This is a genomic window from uncultured Sphingomonas sp. (assembly GCF_937859915.1).
Taxonomy (GTDB): domain Bacteria; phylum Pseudomonadota; class Alphaproteobacteria; order Sphingomonadales; family Sphingomonadaceae; genus Solisphingomonas.
Genome location: NZ_CALMAW010000122.1, coordinates 1 through 15,750, shown reverse-complemented (window position 1 = coordinate 15,750; position 15,750 = coordinate 1). Strand labels below are relative to the sequence as shown.

The following is a 15,750-nucleotide window of genomic DNA, read 5'->3' as shown; positions in this document are numbered from 1 at the left end:
GTGGACCACATCGCTCTGGATACCGCTCCCGCAGCCGACGCGCCGCAGCATGCGCCCCAACCCCGCTCGCCGTTCAAGGCGCGCTACGGCAATTTCATCGGCGGCGCGTTTGTCGATCCGGTCGAGGGGCGGTGGTTCGACAATGTCTCGCCGATCACCGGCGGCAAGATCTGCGAGATCGCGCGGTCGGGCGCCGCCGACATCGACAAGGCGCTCGACGCCGCCCACGCGGCGAAGGACAGCTGGGGCCGGACCAGCGCGGCCGAGCGCGCGCTGATCCTCAACCGCATCGCCGATCGCATGGAGGCCAAGCTCGATCTGCTCGCGCTCGCCGAGACCTGGGACAATGGCAAGCCGATCCGCGAGACGATGGCCGCCGACCTGCCGCTTGCGATCGACCATTTCCGCTATTTCGCGGGCTGCATCCGCGCGCAGGAAGGCGGCATCTCGGAGATCGACGCCGACACCGTCGCCTATCATTTCCACGAGCCGCTGGGCGTCGTCGGGCAGATCATCCCGTGGAACTTCCCGATCCTGATGGCGGTGTGGAAGCTCGCCCCCGCGCTCGCCGCCGGCAATTGCGTAGTAATCAAGCCTGCCGAGCAGACCCCCGCCTCGATCATGCTGCTCGCCGAGCTGATCGGCGACCTGCTGCCGCCCGGCGTGCTCAACATCGTCAACGGCTTCGGGCTCGAGGCCGGCAAGCCGCTCGCCTCGTCGCCGCGGATCGCCAAGATCGCCTTCACCGGCGAGACCACCACCGGCCGCATGATCATGCAATATGCCAGCCAGAATCTGATCCCGGTGACGCTTGAGCTCGGCGGCAAGTCGCCCAACATCTTCTTCGCCGACGTGGCGCAAGAGGATGACGACTTCCTCGACAAGGCGCTCGAGGGCTTCACCATGTTCGCGCTCAACCAGGGCGAGGTCTGCACCTGCCCGAGCCGCGCGCTGGTCCATGAGAGCATCTACGACCGCTTCATGGAGAAGGCGATCGCGCGCGTCGAGGCGATCGTGCAGGGCAGCCCGCTCGACCCCGCCACGATGATCGGCGCGCAGGCCTCGTCCGAGCAGCTCGAGAAGATCCTGAGCTATATCGACATCGGCACGCAGGAGGGCGCCACGCTGCTCACCGGCGGCAAGCGCGCGGATCGCGGCGGTGCGCTCAGCGACGGCTATTATGTCGAGCCGACCGTGTTCGAGGGTCACAACCGGATGCGCATCTTCCAGGAGGAGATTTTCGGGCCGGTGCTGTCGGTCACGCGCTTCAAGGACGATGCCGACGCGCTCGCGATCGCCAACGACACGCTGTACGGGCTCGGCGCCGGCGTGTGGACGCGCGACGGGTCGCGCGCGTACCGCTTCGGGCGGGCGATCCAGGCCGGACGGGTGTGGACCAACTGCTATCATGCCTATCCCGCGCACGCGGCGTTCGGCGGCTACAAGCAATCGGGGATCGGGCGCGAGAACCACCGGATGATGCTCGACCATTATCAGCAGACCAAGAACATGCTGGTGAGCTACAGCCCCAAGAAGCTCGGCTTCTTCTGATGGAGGCGCCGCCACGCGTGGGCGCCACCGCGGCGGCGCTGACCCTGCTCGCCGAGATCGTCGCCGACCACGGCCCGGTGATCTTCCACCAGTCGGGCGGCTGCTGCGACGGCTCCTCGCCGATGTGCTATCCCGAGGGCGATCTGCTGATCGGCGATCAGGACGTGCGGCTCGGCGAGGTCGGCGGGATGCCGGTCTATATCGGGCGGCAGCAGTTCGCGCTGTGGGAGCATACCCAGCTGATGCTCGATGTCGTGCCGGGTCGGGGCGGCATGTTTTCGCTCGACAATGGCCGCGAGCAGCGGTTCCTGACGCGGTCGCGGACCTTCGATGCGCAGGAACTGGTGGCACTGGGCGATGCCGACGCGTCGCGCTGAGCGCTCATTCCCGCGCTGGCGTGATTGCAGACGCGCCGCGTGACCGTTGCGCGCTGCGTTTATGCATCCCGGATCAAGGACGGGATGACGGAGGAGCGGCGCCAGCCAAGCCGCGCACGATCAGCGTCAGCGCGGCGTGCTCGAGTGCCGTCGCATCGTCGGGGAGCCCGCCGTCGAGCGCCAGCGTCGCCATGCCATGGACCCCCGACCAGCAGGCGAGGGCGGCAGCGTCGAGATTGACGGGCGCCAATTGCTGCAAGCGCCGCACCATCACGCCATAGGCATTGTCGTCGGCGGGGGGCGGGCCGCCGTCATGACCCGCGAACATCAGCCTGAACAAGGCGGGGTTGGCGCGGGCGAAGGCGATATAGGCCTCGCCCTGCGCGACCAGCGCGGCGACCGCATCGGCGCGCTGGTCGGCATCGAGAAGCACGGCCTTGAGATCGTCGAAGCCGCGCATCGCCACCGCGGCGAGCAGCGCCGCCTTGTCGCGGAAGTGGCGATAGGGCGCCATCGCCGACACTCCGGCATCGCGCGCGATCGCGCGCAGGCCGACATCCTCACCGCGTTCCAGTGCGTCGAGTGCGATCGCGATAAGCCGCGCGCGCAGATCGGGGGGTGTCTCATCGGCCATGTTTACAGCGTACACTTTCTTCGCTATGTGTACATCGTAAGCAGCAAGGAGCCGCGCGATGCAAGCCGCGATCAATCGCCAATCGGTCGATCTTTCCGACTATCCGGATCTCGTGATGATCATGCTCGGATTTCGCATCCGGACGATGCGCGGCCTGCTCGCCATGCTGCGGATCGGGCCGGGCCTCGCCCAGATCGCCCGCCAGCAGCCGGACGGCCTGCTCGCGCATGAGGGCATGATGTTCAGCCTCCTCCACTTCGGCTTCCGCCAATATTGGCGGGACCTGGACGCACTCGAGGCCTTCACGCGCAGCGAACCGCACGCCGACTGGTGGAAGCGCATCCGCGAACTCTCGGCGGGGGCTGGCTTCTGGCACGAGACCTATCACGCCCGCGGCGGGGTCGAGGCGCTCTACGTCGCGATGCCCGATCCGGTGGGGCTGCAGCATTTCGCGCCCGCGCGGCAACCGGTCGGCCGCTTCATGTCCGCCCGCGCCCGCGTCCAGGGCGGGGCCGAGCCCGCCATCGCCTAAGCGACGGGAACGATGGCGCTTTGCAGCCGCCTGTTCGTGAACTAGCCTGGCAACACAGGCAGTAGGAGCGGTGACATGGCGCGGTTCGATCCCGATGCGGCAACCGCCGCCTATATGGCGACGCTCTCGCCCGCGGCGCATGCCAAGGCGATCGCCTATACGCAGGGCGGCCATTGGATGCTGCTGTGGGGCTGGCTGATCGGCATCGCGGCGGCGTGGGTCATATTGCGATCCGGTCTGCTCGTCCACGCGCGCGCGCGGATCGAGCGGCGGCGGCGCAGACCCAATCTCGCGGTAGTCTGCTGCGTCCTGCTGTTCCTGGTCGCCGACTGGCTGATCGAACTGCCCTGGTCGATCGATTCGGCATGGTGGCGCGAGGGGCAATATGGTCTCACCAAGCAGGCGTTCGGCGGCTGGCTCGGCGAGAACATCCTGTCGCTGGCGATCAGCGCCATCCTATCCGCGCTGATCGGGCTCGCGGTCTATGCGCTGATCCGCCGCGCGCCGCGGTGGTGGTGGGCGTGGTCCGGTGGGGTGGTCGTGCTCATGCTGGCGGTGATGATGATCCTCGGCCCCGTGCTGATCGAGCCGCTGTTCAACACCTATACGCCGGCGCCGCCCGGGCCGACGCGCGATGCGGTGGTGGCCCTGGCCAAGGTCAGCCACGTGCCGTCGGACAAGATCTTCGTGTTCAACGGCTCGAAACAGTCCGAACGCTATACCGCCAACGTCTCGGGGCTGTTCGGTTCGGCCCGGGTGGCGATGAGCGACACGATGTTCGCGCAGGGCGCCGACATCGCCGAGGTGCGCGGCGTCGTCGGGCACGAGATGGGCCATTATGCGCGCGGCCATGTCTTCTGGGCCGTGGTCGTGCTCGGCGTCCTCTCGGTGGTGATGCTGTGGATCGTCGCTCGCCTGTTCCTGCCGGTGCTCGGCTGGATCGGCGAACCGCGGATCGCGGGTATCGCCGATCCGGCCGGCCTGCCGATCCTGATCGCGATCGTGTCGACGCTGGGGCTGCTCGCCACGCCACTGACCAATACGCTCACGCGTCTGCAGGAAAGCGATGCCGACCGCTTCTCGTTCGAGCATGCGCATGAGCCCGACGGCCTGTCGAAGGCGCTGGTCAAGACGATCGCCTACCGCGCGTCGTCACCCTCCTGGCTGGAGGAGGCGATCTTCTACGATCATCCAAGCGTCGAGCGCCGCGTCCACCGCGCGATGGTCTGGAAGGCGCAGCATCCCGAGCTTGTCGGCAAATAGCGCGCGATCGATCCAGCGTGGCCGGAGCGATCGCGCGGTCGTTCGCCGGGCCTAGCGGGCGACGGCGCGCCCGGCGAACAGGCCGAAGCCGGCGATGATCACATAGCAGACCGCGGGCACGGCGAGGGCGATGTGCAGCCCCGCCACGTCCGCGAAATGGCCGGTCAGCGGCGGGATGATCGCCCCGCCGACGATCGCGGTGGCGAGCACGCCCGATCCTTCCGCCGCGCGCACGCCGAGGCCCTGCGAGGCGAGGCTGAAGATCGTCGGGAACATGATCGAGTTGCACAGACCGATGGCGAGCAGCGCCCAGCCCGAGACGCCGCCGGCGCTGTTCGCCGACAGCAGGATCAGCAGGATCGATCCGGTCGCGGCCCCCGCCAGCACCTTGCCGGGCGAGGCGACGCGCAGCAGCCACGATCCGATGAAGCGGCCGACCAGCGCGCCGCCCCAATAGAAGGGGACATGCTTGCCGGCGCTCTCGGCGTCGAGGCCGAGCGTCGAGGCCTGTTCGAGATAGCTCACGATCAGCGAGCCGATCGAGACCTCGGCGCCGACATAGAGGAAGATGCACAGCGCCCCGAAGGCGAAGCGCGGCTGGGCGAGCAGCGTGAAGGCGTGGAACATCGAACCGGTCTGGTCCTGCGCCTCCTTGAGCCGGTTGCGCCGCGTCCAGACCACGCCCGCGACGATCAGCAGCGCCAGCGCGAGCCCGAGATAGGTGTGCACCACGGTGCGCGTCTCGGCCATGCGATAGGCGGCGAGCGCCGCGCCCTCGAGCTTCGAGCCGTCGACTTTGGCGAGCGAGCCCAGGATCACGATCGCGCCGACATAGGGGAAGATCGTCGTGCCGAGCGAGTTGAACGCCTGCGCGAAGGTGAGGCGGCTCGAGGTCGAGGCCGCCGGCCCGAGCAGCGAGATCAGCGGATTGGCGACGACCTGGATGATGGTGATGCCGGCCGCGAGCACGAACAGCGCGAACAGGAACACCGGGAAGGAGGCCGAGGCGGAGGCGGGGACGAACATCAGGCAGCCCGCCATCATCACCAGCAGGCCGATCGTCGCGGTGCGCATATAGCCCGCCTTGCGGACGATCGCGGCGCCGGGGATCGAGAAGACGAAATAGGCGAAGAAGAAGGCCGACTGGACGAGCAGCGCCTGCCCGTAGGTCAGCGTGAACAGGTCCTTGAGCTTGGGGATGATCACATCGTTGAGGCTGGTGATGCCGCCGAAGATGAAGAACAGCGCGAACACGAACCAGCGCAGGTCGGGCGCATCGATGCCTTCGCTTGCCGCGCGCGCGGCGGCGGGATCGTTTGCCGGATCGATCGCCCCTGTCGTCTGTATCATCTCGCTCCCCTGCTTTTCACGTCGTTGCGATCTGCGCGCTTACGCAAAGCAGGCGGCCCTGTCGAAGCCGATTATTCGCGGGCACGCCGGATCGGGACGTCGGCGCCATATTGGGTGGGCAGGTCGGGGCGGCGCGACGGATCTCAGATCTCGATTTCCATGCCGACGACGACGATCTGCCGCGACGGAATGCAGAAGGACGCGCCGTTGGGCGAGGTGTTGCGCTGCATCGTGACGAACAGCCGTTCGCGCCACGGCGCCATGCCCTCGACCTGCCTGCTCGCGATGACGGTTTCGTGGCCGATATAATAGCTGACCTCGCCGAGCTCGTCGCGTGGGATGCAGGTGCGCGCGGCGGCGACGCCGGCCGGGATGTCGAGCGGCTCCATGAAGCCGTAGTTGAGCAGCACGCGCTCGAACCCGTCGGCGAGGAAGGTGACCGTGGCGCGGTCGTCGGCGGTCACGAACGGGATGTCCTTGGTCACGACCGACACCAGCAGCACGCGCCGCTGTAGCGCGCGGTTGTGGCGGAGGTGATGCGACAATGAGAGCGGGATGCCGGTGGGTGCGGCGCTGAGGAAGGCGGCGGTGCCGTCGAGACGCACCAGCTTCTCCTCGCGCATCGCGCCGACGAAGGCGGCCTCATCCTCGCGCTGATGCGCGCGCGCGCGCTCGACGAGCAGCAGGCCTTTCCGCCAGGTCAGCATCAGGAAGGCGATCGTCCCCGCGATCAGCAGTGGAAACCAGCCGCCCTCGAGCAGCTTGGTCGCATTGGCCGAGAAGAAGACCAGGTCGACGATCAGGAAGGCGCCGTTGACCGCGGCGACGGCGATCGGGTTGAAGCCCCAGCGCAGTGCCACCAGCGCGGCGAGGAAGGTCGAGATGACCATCAGGCCTGCCACCGCGATCCCATAGGCGCCGGCCAGCGCATCGGACGAGCGGAAGATCAGTACCGCGGCCAGCGTCGCGACCGCGAGCATCCAGTTGGCGAACGGGACATAGACCTGTCCCGCCTCGTCCTGCGCGGTGTGGCGCATCTGCAGCCGCGGCAGGAACCCCATCTGCATCGCTTGCTGGGTCAGCGAGAACACGCCCGAGATGATCGCCTGCGAGGCGATCACGGTCGCCGCGGTCGCGAACGCGACCAGCGGATAATGCGCCCAGCCGGGCGACAGGCGGAAGAAGGGGCTGGCCGCCGCCGCCGGATCGGCGACCACGCCGGCGGCCTGCCCGAGATAGTTGAGGATCAACGCAGGCAGCGCGATCGCGAACCACGCGATGCGGATCGGCATCCGGCCGCAATGGCCCATGTCGGCATACATCGCCTCGCCGCCCGTGACCGCGAGGAACACCGCGCCGAGCGCTGCGAAGCTGACCGCCAGCGGCGCGTGCGCGAGATATTCCAGTGCCGGCGCGGGCTCGAGCGCGATCAGCACCGCCGGGTGGTGGACGATCGAGGCGAAGCCGAGTGCGCCGATCGCGAGGAACCAGACCAGCATGATCGGGCCGAACAGCCGCCCGATGAACGCTGTACCCTTGGTCTGGACCGCGAACAGCACGAGCAGGATGATCACGGTGATCGGCAGCACCAGCCGGTCGAGCGCCGGCGCATCGACCTTGAGGCCCTCGACCGCGCTCAATACCGAGATCGCCGGCGTGATCGCCCCGTCGCCATAGAGCAAGGCCGCGCCGACCAATCCGACCACGAGCAGATAGCCTCGCCACGTCCCCGCCCGCGCGTCGCGGGCGTTGAGCAGCGCCAGCATCGCGACGACCCCGCCCTCGCCGCGATTGTCGGCGCGCAGGATCAGGATCGCATATTTGAGCGAGACCACGATCAGCAGCGACCAGATGATCAGCGACACCAGACCGATCGCGGCGGCGGCCGGCGACAGCCCCGAGCCCGCCGAAGATTGCAGCGCGACCTTGAAGGCGTAGAGCGGGCTGGTGCCGATATCGCCATAGACGATGCCCAGCGCCGCCAGCGACATGATCGCGGCGCTGCCATGCTTGCGGTGGGAGGCGACGACGGTCCTGTCAGCATTTCGTGCGGTGTCGGGTGTCATTGCGGCTCCAACCACGGCGTTCGGCGCGCTCTCGTCCGCTGCGGGCGGCCGGCGACCGGCTCCCTACAGACGACCGAAGGCGCATTATGATCCGGGCAGGTCGGCGCACCGCCGCGTCGATTAACGCAAGGAATGAACGGCCTGCACTACGAGCCGTGCCGCTACGCGCGATCTTTTGCTTTATGTTAGCCGTGCCCCTACATGGGTCGCAGCGCGCCGCGGTGCCGAGCTTTCGATCCTGGCCATCGACATGCGCGCGACCTTCCTGCTCCGATGCCGGATCAGAGCGTTGGCCCACCGGCTCGAACGCCGGCAGGAGCACGATATGGCCAAGAGCGAGCGCAAGGGCAGCAAGGAAATCCGCAAGCCCAAGAAAGCCGCACCGGCAAAGGCGAACGCGTCCAACCCGTCGGTCAAGGGCATCGCGGCCCCGACCAAGAAGGGCTGAGCCGTCCATCGCAGGCGCCCGCCGCCCGTCCCCATCCTCCCGCCGAAAGACCCTCGATGCTGATCCGCGCCGGTTACGATATCCGCTTCGAGACGACCCGGCCCGTGCCGACGCTCGCCAATCTGAGCGTCCACGCGTCGCGCAACAAGGATCTGCGGACCGCGCAGCGGATCATGTCGGTGCCCGATGTTCCGCTCTACGATTATATCGACAGCTTCGGGAATATCTGCACGCGACTGACGATCCCGGCCGGCGGCATCACCCTGTCCACCGGCTTTGTGATCGAGGATCCGTTTCTCCCCGACGAGGTCGCACCAGACGCGCAGCAGGCGCGCGTCGAGGATCTGCCCGACGAGGTGCTGATGTACCTGCTCGGCAGCCGCTATTGCGAGACCGACCTGCTGTCGGACATCGCCTATGCGCAATTCGGCTCGATCGCGCCCGGCTGGGCGCGGGCGCAGGCGATCATGACCTATGTCCACGAACGCATCCGCTTCGACTATCAGATGGCGCGTCCGACCAAGACCGCGTGGGATGCGCATGAGGAGCGGGTTGGGGTGTGCCGCGACTATGCCCATCTCGCGATCGCGCTCTGTCGCTGCATGAACATCCCGGCCCGCTATTGCACCGGCTATATGGGCGACATGGACTTGCCGGCGCTGGTCGGCGACATGGACTTCTCCGCCTGGACCGAGGTCTATCTCGGCGGACGCTGGTACACGCTCGATGCGCGTCACAATTACCCGCGTCGCGGCCGGATCCTGATGGCGCGCGGCCGCGACGCCACCGACGTCGCGCTGACCAACACGTTCGGGGCGGTCACGCTGTCGCGCTTCCAGGTCTATACCGACGAGGATCGGCTCGGCGTCGTCCAGCCCTAGGTGCAGCTGCCAGCGGCGTTCGATGATCCGGGGCGCGCGGCTAGGCGGGGCTGATCGTCTGTCGACAGTGGATCTGGTCGATGCGGCTCGCAATCGCTGCCCAGGTGAGCAGCACCTGCCCGGAGGCGCCCTGCATCTGGCGCCGCGCCGCGTCGGCAGCCTGCTCGCCGAACCGCGCGATCAGGCCGCGCGCCATGGCTTCGACGGGGTCGCCCTTGCTGTTGCGGACCATTTCGACGCGTGGCCCGTCAATCCGCTCCTCCAGCGAGTCGATCGCGGCGGCGAGATGGGCGGCGGCGACGTGCTCGCCCAGCTGGTCGAGCTGCGCGAGATGGCCGAGCAACTCGCCATGCAGGCGCGTGATGGCCGGAAGGCTCAGCTGCGGCAACATCATCGATGTGCCTCTAGGCGCGTACCGTCCACATTCGGCTCCATCTCGGCGAAACGCGTTCTTCTCTCACCGACAAAAGCGAGTCAAGATCGACCAATGGACAGTCGCGTTCGCTTGATACGCGCACGCATCGCTAGTATGCGGTAAGAGAAACTGCCCTAATATCCACCAAGAATTACCGAAATAAGCCAATCTGTCGAGAGACTTACCATGTTTCAGGCTGGGCATGTGCTGATCGATGAGCTGGGCCGTCTGGTCAGCATCGACCGTGGCTTCTGCGCTATCATGCAAGCCGAGCCGGCGATGCTGATCGGGCGCGCCGTGCTGAATGTGACCGCGCCGGCCGACCGCGCCGAATGCGGCGTGGCGATCGCCCATTTGCGCGCCACGCACACCCCGTTCCGGATCTCCAAGCGCTTCATCCGCGACAATGGCACGCTGGTCTGGGTGGTGAATTCGGTGTCGATGGTTGAGGGCGGCGACGGTCCGGGGACGATCGTGGCGACGATCGACCCGATCGTCGCCAGCAGCGAGCCACGCGCGCCGGCGCGATTGCTCGATTGCGCGCGACTTCTCGTCACCTGCCGCGAGGATCGCGCGGTGGTGCTCGATCCCGCCTTGATCACGGACACCGCATGGGATGTGATCCTCGCCGCCTATATCGCCGAAGCCGAAGGCCGCGCGATCAGCGTTGCCGGCCTCGCTGCGGCACTTGATCTGCCCGACTCGCGCGCCGGGCGCTGGATCGACATCCTGCTGGGCAAGGGGATCATCGAGATCGAGATCCGCGCGGCCGACGCGCATTCGGCCAAGGCGTTCCGTTTGACCGGCGACGCCCATAGACGGCTGGAAACGCATCTGGCCAAGGTCAACGATCTGCAAAGCGGTCGGCAGCGCCTGTCGGCCTGACGGCGCGCGCCCGAGAGTGTTGGCGGATCAGGGCGCGGTTTCATCCGAGGTTTCGCGGTCGGGACTTGCCGGCGCGTCGGTCGCAGCGATCGTCTCGTCCTGATGCGGAGTCGCCTCCGGATAGGGCATGATCCCGCGCCCGGACGGATCGGCGGTGATCGTCGTCTGCGTCGGGAAGGCGAACTCGATCCCGGCCTGGTTGAAGGCACGCAGGATCCCGAGGCAAACCTGGCTGCGCGCGTCGAACACCTCGTTATAGTTGGACGAGGCGACGTCGAACTGCAGCTCGTAGTCGAGGCTGGAATCGCCGAAGCCGATCATCCCGACGCGCACCACCTTGCACTTGGGCACGGCCGCGACGAGCGTGCGCAGCATGTCGGGGATGCGATCGCAGACGTCCTCCGACGTATAATAGGTCACGCCGAGCGAGAGGATCATCCGCCGCCGGTCGAGCCGGGCGAGGTTGAACAGCTCCTTCTCGAGCATATAGGCGTTGCCGACGACGACCTGCTCGCCGGTGACCGCGCGGATCCGCGTCGTCTTGAGCCCGATCGCCTCGATATTGCCCGAAATGCCATTCCACTTGATGCTGTCACCCTTGCGGAACGGGCGGTCGAAAATGATCGCGAGCGCCGCGAACAGATCCTTGAAGATGCCCTGCGCTGCGAGCCCGATCGCGATGCCGCCGACGCCGAGGCCCGCGACGAGGCCGGTCACGTTGACGCCGAGATTGCCGAGCACGAGCACCAGCGCGAGCGAGAACAGCGTGAACGAGACCAGGAAGCGGATGATGCCGGTGGCCGACGCCAGCGCACCATGGTCCTGGTCGGTCATGCCGGCGCGATGCTCGACGAAGCCGAGCGTCAGCTCGCGCAGCCAGACCGCGGCCTGGAAGGTCAGCGCGACGGTGAACAGGAATCCGATCGTCTTGTCGAGCAGCGGCGGCGTGTCGGCATAGCCGTCGACCAGCCGCGCGGCGACGACGACTAGGAACCAGAAGCTCGTCTTGCTGGCGACGCGGCCGACGATCGTCTTCCAGTCGACCAGCGCGGCATTGTCGCGGCACAGCCGCTGGGCGAGCTTCTGCACGAACAGCAGCGCCGCGACCAGCACCGCACCGACCGCGAGCGCGACAACGATGCGGAGCGCATTGGCCGAGAACCACGTCGCCGTCTCGGCGACGAACATCCGCGCCTGGCTGGCGACATCGGTCGGCGGGGTGAAGACGTGGGCGGGAAAATTGGGTTTGGAGGCGGTTGACGACATCAGGCGGCCTTGATCGCGCTCGTCTGCACCAGCGCGTCGAGAAAGGCGATCAGCCCGCGCTCGGCCGGCGACAGCCAGCGCGTCGCGCGCGGCAACCGTACCGGTGCCTCGTCCTCGAGTCCGCCGGCCTTGGCGAGTTCGATCAATGCCGGGTGGACATAGCTTTTGCGGCTGATCGCGGGGGTGTTGCCCAGCGCCTCGGCGACCGGCGCCAGCACCGCCTTCAGGCCGATGCCTTCGGCGCCCGCCTCGACGATCGTGCGGTAGGCGATCACGCTCGCCCCCCAGGTGCGGAAATGCTTGGCGGTAAACGGTCCGCCCGAGGCCTCGCGCAGATAGTCGTTGACGTCGCCTGAGGTGACATTGTGCCGCTCGCCCGCGTCGTCGAGATATTGGAACAGTCGCTGGCCGGGCAGGTCCTGCACGCGCTTGACCACCGCGGAGAGCCGGCGGTCCTCGATCGTCAGCGTCTGCGTCTTGCCCGATTTGCCGAGATAGCAGAGCTTGAGCTTGCCCCCGGTCACCTTGGCGTGACGGTTGCGCAGCGTGGTCGCGCCGAAACTGCCATTGTCCCGCTGATAGGCGTCGTTGCCGACGCGGACATGGCCCAGGTCGAGCAACCGCACGACCGCGGCGACCGCGGTGCGCTTGTCGACGCCGCGCACCGCGAGGTCGCTGTCGACCTGGCGACGGACGAGCGGCAGCGCATGACCGAAATCGACGCAATGCTCGTATTTCGCCGCGTCCTGGGCGGCACGGAAGTCGAGATGGTAGCGATATTGCTTCCGGCCCTTGTCGTCATAGCCGATCGCCTGGATGTGGCCGTCGGCGCTCGGGCAGAACCAGCAATCCTTGTAGGCGGGCGGCATGCCGATCGCGTTGAGCCGGTCGATCTCGTCGCGGTCGGTGACGCGCGTGCCATGCGCGTCGAAATAGGCCCAACCGCGCCCGGCCTTGCGGCGGGTGAGGCCGGGCAGGTCGTTGTCGACATAGACCAGGCTGGGATTCGTCATCGCTCCTCGCCGCTTCTCGTTCAGCTGCCGGGCCAACGCGATCGGGCGCGCTATCGTTCCGGTGCGCACGGAACGCGGTCTGGCCGCCATCCGTTTGATCGCCGACCATCACGGCCCAGCAGGAGACCCGCCATGCCCATGATCGACAAGTCCAAGGTGCTCATCCTGGCCACCGACGGCTTCGAGCAATCCGAACTGTTCTCGCCGCGCGCCAGCCTGCTCGATCTCGGCGCCGAGGTGACGCTGGCCTCGATCAAGACCGATCCGATCCAGGGAATGGAGCACGACACCGAGAAGGCGGCGACGATCACACCGGATCTGGTGCTGAGCGAGGTGAATGCCGCCGATTACGACGCGCTGCTGATCCCGGGCGGCACTACCAATCCCGACAAGATGCGGCTCGAGGCCGAAGCGCTGCGCATCGTCCGCGACTTCTTCGCCGCCGACAAGACGGTGGCGGCGATCTGCCACGGGCCGTGGCTGCTTGCCGAGGCCGACGTGATCGACGGGCGCACGCTGACCAGCTGGCCCTCGGTCCGCACCGATCTGAAGAATGCCGGCGCGACCGTCGTCGACGAGCAGGTCCATGTCGACGGTCGGCTGATCACCAGCCGCAAGCCTGATGACATCCCCGCCTTCACCGAGGCGCTGATCAAGTCGATCGAGCGCGATTGAGCCGGCTCGTCCGCCGTTTCCACGAGCGTGGGACCTGATGGGGCGGCGCCCGACGATTGGCGCCGCGTCTATGAGCGCGGATCAGGTCCGAGACGACGAGTAGGCGCCGGCAGTCCTCGTTCAGCCGAGCGCCTCGCGCGAGACTGTCGGGTGACCTCGATGTCCCCGGCGGCGGGCCCAGGTTCGCAGGATCGCCCGCTGCGCCGGCCGCTCGACGAAACGGTACAGTCCGGCCGACATGATCAGCACCAGCCCCAGATAGGCCGCGATCAAGGCCGGCGGCACGTTGGCGGCGTCGCGGACCAGGACCAGCTTGAACGCGAAAAACAGCAGGAAATGCGACAGGTAGGTCGCATAACTGATCTCGCCGAGCCAATGGATAGCGCGTCCGGCGAGCACGTGGCGCGGGCGCTCGGCGCCGAGCGCAAGCGCGAGCAGCAGCGCGGCAAAGGCGAAGGGCAGCGCCAGCGCTTCGGGCGCGCCCATGCTCCATGCGGCGAGCGTCAGCAGGCCGACGACCCAGCACCCCATCTCGGCCCGGGCGGCACCCCGCCAGCGCGCCCATAGCGTCGACAGCATCGCGCCGCAGCTGAACTCCGCCAGGCAGCGCCACAGACCGAATTGCGAGATCGAGGACCCGAGACCGCCCTGCGCGAGCGTCATCAGCGCATAGAGGCCGAGCAAAGGCAGCGATGCCGCGGCGATCAGCAGCGAAGTTGGCACCCGTCGCGTCGGCAGCGCAAGCACCGCCAGCGGGGTGAGCAGATAGGCGGCCCATTCGGCGCTGATCGACCAGGCGGGGTCGTTCCACAGCAGCGCATCGGACCAGCCCCAATCCTGAATCATCGCGACGTGCAGCGGCAGCTGCGCGAACGGAAAGCGGTCCGCCTGCCGGCCGGTCGCGAGCAGCAGCAGCGCCAGCGCCGTCCCGAATGCCAGCATCACCGCGTGCAGCGGCCAGATCCGCGCAAGCCGGCGCACGAGGAAATCGGCGGTCGCCCCGCGGCCGCGCAGCCGCGCGCCATAGTTGAGCCAGATCACGAAGCCGGACAGCAGGAAGAAGATGTCGACCGCGAGATAGCCCTTGGCGAGCACCGCGATGACGCCTGCCGGCAACCAGCCGCGGCAGGCGAGGCGGATATGGTAGAGCACCACCGCCCAGGCGAACAGGCCGCGCACCGAGGTCAGCGGCCGGAGCTCGCGCCGCGTCATGCGGGCATCGCGATCGTCGGTGCGGCCCCTGCCGCCGCGCCCATCGCGATGCGCGGCCGTTCGGGGCGGGTGCGGCGGACGTAGGAATCGAGGCCGATCTCCGCGGCGATCAGCATGTAGACGAACGGCTGGAAGGCGATCGCGATGAACAGCGAGCCGACCAGATAGACGAGATGGCCGCTCTGCAGCGCGGTGGCGAGCGGCGCGATCCACCGTTCGTCGGCACCCGTCGCGCTGCGGAAGCGGCGGCGCAGCAGCTCGAGCCGGACCAGGCTGGCGACATGGAGCAGCACCCACAGCCCCAGGCCGAAGAAGCCCTGTTCGCCGAGCATCTCGAAATAGGAGGAGTGATAGGCCCGCGCTTTGTCATATTCGACCGAATTGGCGCCCAGCGCCTCGCCATGATTGTCCTTGAGGTGCAAGGTGATGTGGTTCTGGAGATAGGCCGCGAAGCCGCCGCCGGCGGGATGATCCTGGACATAGTTCCACGTCCAGCCCCACACAGCGATCCGCGTCGAGGCGGATTCGTCGGCCTGATAGCCCTGGATCGTGTTCATCCGCTGCGTATAGGCGGCAGGCAGCAGCGGAACGGCGCACAGCAGCGCGATGGCCATGCCGCCGATATAGAGCAGCCGGTGCTTCGAATCGCGCAGACCCATCACCGCGACCAGCGCGATGCAGATGAGGCCGGTGCGCGTCGCGGTTCCGATCGGGATCAGCAGGCAGGAGAAGACCAGCGCCAGGCTGAACAGCCGCACCATCCAGCTGCGCGGAAAGATCGTGCCATATTTGGCGAGGAACAGGATCGTCGGAATGATCGCGACCGCGACGGTGGAGATCGTCGAGCCCTCATAAAGCCCCGAATTGTCCGTCAGCCCCAGGTTCAGCGTGCCGTAGCCACCGCCCCCCAGCATCGTCTTGATCCCGCCGACGACGATGATCGACGAGGCGGACAGCACCATGAACAGCAGCAGCCCTTCGAGCCGCAGCCGGGTGCGCAGCGTGAACGGCAGGAAGATCGCGAACACCAGCGCCTTCCACACCCAGCCCCATTTTTCGAGCGCCGGCAGCGGGAAGTCGGCGTTGAACGTGGTGTAGCCGCACCAGGCGAGCAGCAGGATCAGGATCGCCTGCCGCACCGAGAGCCGCGTCCCCGCCTTGTCGTCGACCGCGACGAAGCCG

General features: G+C 67.5%; 16 protein-coding genes. 8 read left to right on the top strand and 8 right to left on the bottom strand.

Translation table 11 applies throughout. The annotated features are described in order from the left end of the window. The first annotated feature begins 15 nt into the window (after positions 1 to 15). Both adh and Q0326_RS16265 read left to right on the top strand, forming a co-directional pair. A complete protein-coding gene (gene adh, locus Q0326_RS16270) occupies positions 16 to 1,551 on the top strand; it encodes an aldehyde dehydrogenase (protein WP_298692606.1) in 1,536 nt (511 codons plus the stop codon). Then, positions 1,551 to 1,928 (top strand): DUF779 domain-containing protein, encoded by a 378-nt coding sequence (locus Q0326_RS16265; RefSeq protein ID WP_298692463.1) that lies wholly within the window; start codon positions 1,551 to 1,553, stop codon positions 1,926 to 1,928. The genes adh and Q0326_RS16265 overlap by 1 nt, the downstream gene beginning before the upstream one ends. Before the next feature lie 73 nt (positions 1,929 to 2,001). On the opposite strand, the gene Q0326_RS16260 is transcribed toward Q0326_RS16265, so the two are convergent. Continuing rightward, on the bottom strand, positions 2,002 to 2,562 hold the full coding sequence (locus Q0326_RS16260) for a TetR/AcrR family transcriptional regulator (RefSeq protein ID WP_298692460.1): 561 nt from the start codon (positions 2,560 to 2,562) through the stop codon (positions 2,002 to 2,004). Positions 2,563 to 2,620: 58 nt separating this feature from the next. On the opposite strand from Q0326_RS16260, the gene Q0326_RS16255 reads away from it, so the two are divergent. Continuing rightward, positions 2,621 to 3,094, top strand: coding sequence for a DUF4188 domain-containing protein (locus Q0326_RS16255; RefSeq protein WP_298692457.1), 474 nt, complete (start codon positions 2,621 to 2,623; stop codon positions 3,092 to 3,094). Positions 3,095 to 3,169: 75 nt separating this feature from the next. Beyond that, positions 3,170 to 4,357, top strand: a complete 1,188-nt coding sequence (locus Q0326_RS16250) for a M48 family metalloprotease (protein ID WP_298692454.1) — start codon at positions 3,170 to 3,172, stop codon at positions 4,355 to 4,357. A gap of 51 nt (positions 4,358 to 4,408) precedes the next feature. Here the strand turns inward: Q0326_RS16250 and Q0326_RS16245 are convergent, their stop codons facing one another. After that, the gene (locus Q0326_RS16245) at positions 4,409 to 5,707 is read right to left on the bottom strand and encodes a sugar MFS transporter (RefSeq protein ID WP_298692451.1); all 1,299 of its coding nucleotides are present in this window, start codon (positions 5,705 to 5,707) and stop codon (positions 4,409 to 4,411) included. Between the two features lie 143 nt (positions 5,708 to 5,850). Continuing rightward, positions 5,851 to 7,773 carry a KUP/HAK/KT family potassium transporter gene (locus tag Q0326_RS16240; protein WP_298692448.1) on the bottom strand — a complete coding sequence of 641 codons (1,923 nt, stop codon included), beginning with the start codon at positions 7,771 to 7,773 and terminating at the stop codon, positions 5,851 to 5,853. Between the two features lie 250 nt (positions 7,774 to 8,023). Between Q0326_RS16240 and Q0326_RS16235 the strand changes: the two genes are divergently transcribed. Next, positions 8,024 to 8,221: a hypothetical protein gene (locus Q0326_RS16235; protein WP_298692445.1), complete on the top strand. Its 198-nt coding sequence runs from the start codon at positions 8,024 to 8,026 to the stop codon at positions 8,219 to 8,221. Between the two features lie 56 nt (positions 8,222 to 8,277). Then, positions 8,278 to 9,102, top strand: a complete 825-nt coding sequence (locus tag Q0326_RS16230) for a transglutaminase family protein (RefSeq protein WP_298692443.1) — start codon at positions 8,278 to 8,280, stop codon at positions 9,100 to 9,102. Positions 9,103 to 9,142: 40 nt separating this feature from the next. Here Q0326_RS16230 and Q0326_RS16225 read toward each other — a convergent pair whose 3' ends face one another. Next, positions 9,143 to 9,496, bottom strand: a complete 354-nt coding sequence (locus Q0326_RS16225) for a hypothetical protein (protein ID WP_298692441.1) — start codon at positions 9,494 to 9,496, stop codon at positions 9,143 to 9,145. Positions 9,497 to 9,721: 225 nt separating this feature from the next. Here Q0326_RS16225 and Q0326_RS16220 point away from each other — a divergent pair, with 225 nt between their 5' ends. Next, positions 9,722 to 10,402 (top strand): PAS domain S-box protein, encoded by a 681-nt coding sequence (locus tag Q0326_RS16220; protein WP_298692439.1) that lies wholly within the window; start codon positions 9,722 to 9,724, stop codon positions 10,400 to 10,402. A 27-nt stretch (positions 10,403 to 10,429) separates the two neighbouring features. Here the strand turns inward: Q0326_RS16220 and Q0326_RS16215 are convergent, their stop codons facing one another. Continuing rightward, positions 10,430 to 11,668 carry a mechanosensitive ion channel family protein gene (locus Q0326_RS16215; RefSeq protein WP_298692436.1) on the bottom strand — a complete coding sequence of 413 codons (1,239 nt, stop codon included), beginning with the start codon at positions 11,666 to 11,668 and terminating at the stop codon, positions 10,430 to 10,432. Then, a complete protein-coding gene (locus Q0326_RS16210) occupies positions 11,668 to 12,681 on the bottom strand; it encodes a DNA topoisomerase IB (RefSeq protein WP_298692433.1) in 1,014 nt (337 codons plus the stop codon). The genes Q0326_RS16215 and Q0326_RS16210 overlap by 1 nt, the downstream gene beginning before the upstream one ends. Before the next feature lie 132 nt (positions 12,682 to 12,813). On the opposite strand from Q0326_RS16210, the gene Q0326_RS16205 reads away from it, so the two are divergent. Next, entirely contained in the window at positions 12,814 to 13,356 is a 543-nt protein-coding gene (locus Q0326_RS16205) for a type 1 glutamine amidotransferase domain-containing protein (protein WP_298692429.1), read from the top strand. Between the two features lie 120 nt (positions 13,357 to 13,476). Here Q0326_RS16205 and Q0326_RS16200 read toward each other — a convergent pair whose 3' ends face one another. Beyond that, positions 13,477 to 14,568: an acyltransferase gene (locus tag Q0326_RS16200; protein WP_298692426.1), complete on the bottom strand. Its 1,092-nt coding sequence runs from the start codon at positions 14,566 to 14,568 to the stop codon at positions 13,477 to 13,479. Further along, the coding region (locus Q0326_RS16195) for a DUF5935 domain-containing protein (RefSeq protein WP_298692424.1) at positions 14,565 to 15,750 on the bottom strand (1,186 nt) is incomplete at its 5' end. The genes Q0326_RS16195 and Q0326_RS16200, both read right to left, overlap by 4 nt.

Bases quoted from the DNA above. Each gene is read 5' to 3' on its own strand.
- Q0326_RS16265 (WP_298692463.1), top strand. From the start codon at position 1,551: ATGGAGGCGCCGCCACGCGTGGGCGCCACCGCGGCGGCGCTGACCCTG.
- Q0326_RS16260 (WP_298692460.1), bottom strand. From the start codon at position 2,562: ATGGCCGATGAGACACCCCCCGATCTGCGCGCGCGGCTTATCGCGATC.
- Q0326_RS16255 (WP_298692457.1), top strand. From the start codon at position 2,621: ATGCAAGCCGCGATCAATCGCCAATCGGTCGATCTTTCCGACTATCCG.
- Q0326_RS16250 (WP_298692454.1), top strand. From the start codon at position 3,170: ATGGCGCGGTTCGATCCCGATGCGGCAACCGCCGCCTATATGGCGACG.
- Q0326_RS16245 (WP_298692451.1), bottom strand. From the start codon at position 5,707: ATGATACAGACGACAGGGGCGATCGATCCGGCAAACGATCCCGCCGCC.
- Q0326_RS16240 (WP_298692448.1), bottom strand. From the start codon at position 7,773: ATGACACCCGACACCGCACGAAATGCTGACAGGACCGTCGTCGCCTCC.
- Q0326_RS16235 (WP_298692445.1), top strand. From the start codon at position 8,024: ATGCGCGCGACCTTCCTGCTCCGATGCCGGATCAGAGCGTTGGCCCAC.
- Q0326_RS16230 (WP_298692443.1), top strand. From the start codon at position 8,278: ATGCTGATCCGCGCCGGTTACGATATCCGCTTCGAGACGACCCGGCCC.
- Q0326_RS16225 (WP_298692441.1), bottom strand. From the start codon at position 9,496: ATGATGTTGCCGCAGCTGAGCCTTCCGGCCATCACGCGCCTGCATGGC.
- Q0326_RS16215 (WP_298692436.1), bottom strand. From the start codon at position 11,668: ATGTCGTCAACCGCCTCCAAACCCAATTTTCCCGCCCACGTCTTCACC.
- Q0326_RS16210 (WP_298692433.1), bottom strand. From the start codon at position 12,681: ATGACGAATCCCAGCCTGGTCTATGTCGACAACGACCTGCCCGGCCTC.
- Q0326_RS16205 (WP_298692429.1), top strand. From the start codon at position 12,814: ATGCCCATGATCGACAAGTCCAAGGTGCTCATCCTGGCCACCGACGGC.
- Q0326_RS16200 (WP_298692426.1), bottom strand. From the start codon at position 14,568: ATGACGCGGCGCGAGCTCCGGCCGCTGACCTCGGTGCGCGGCCTGTTC.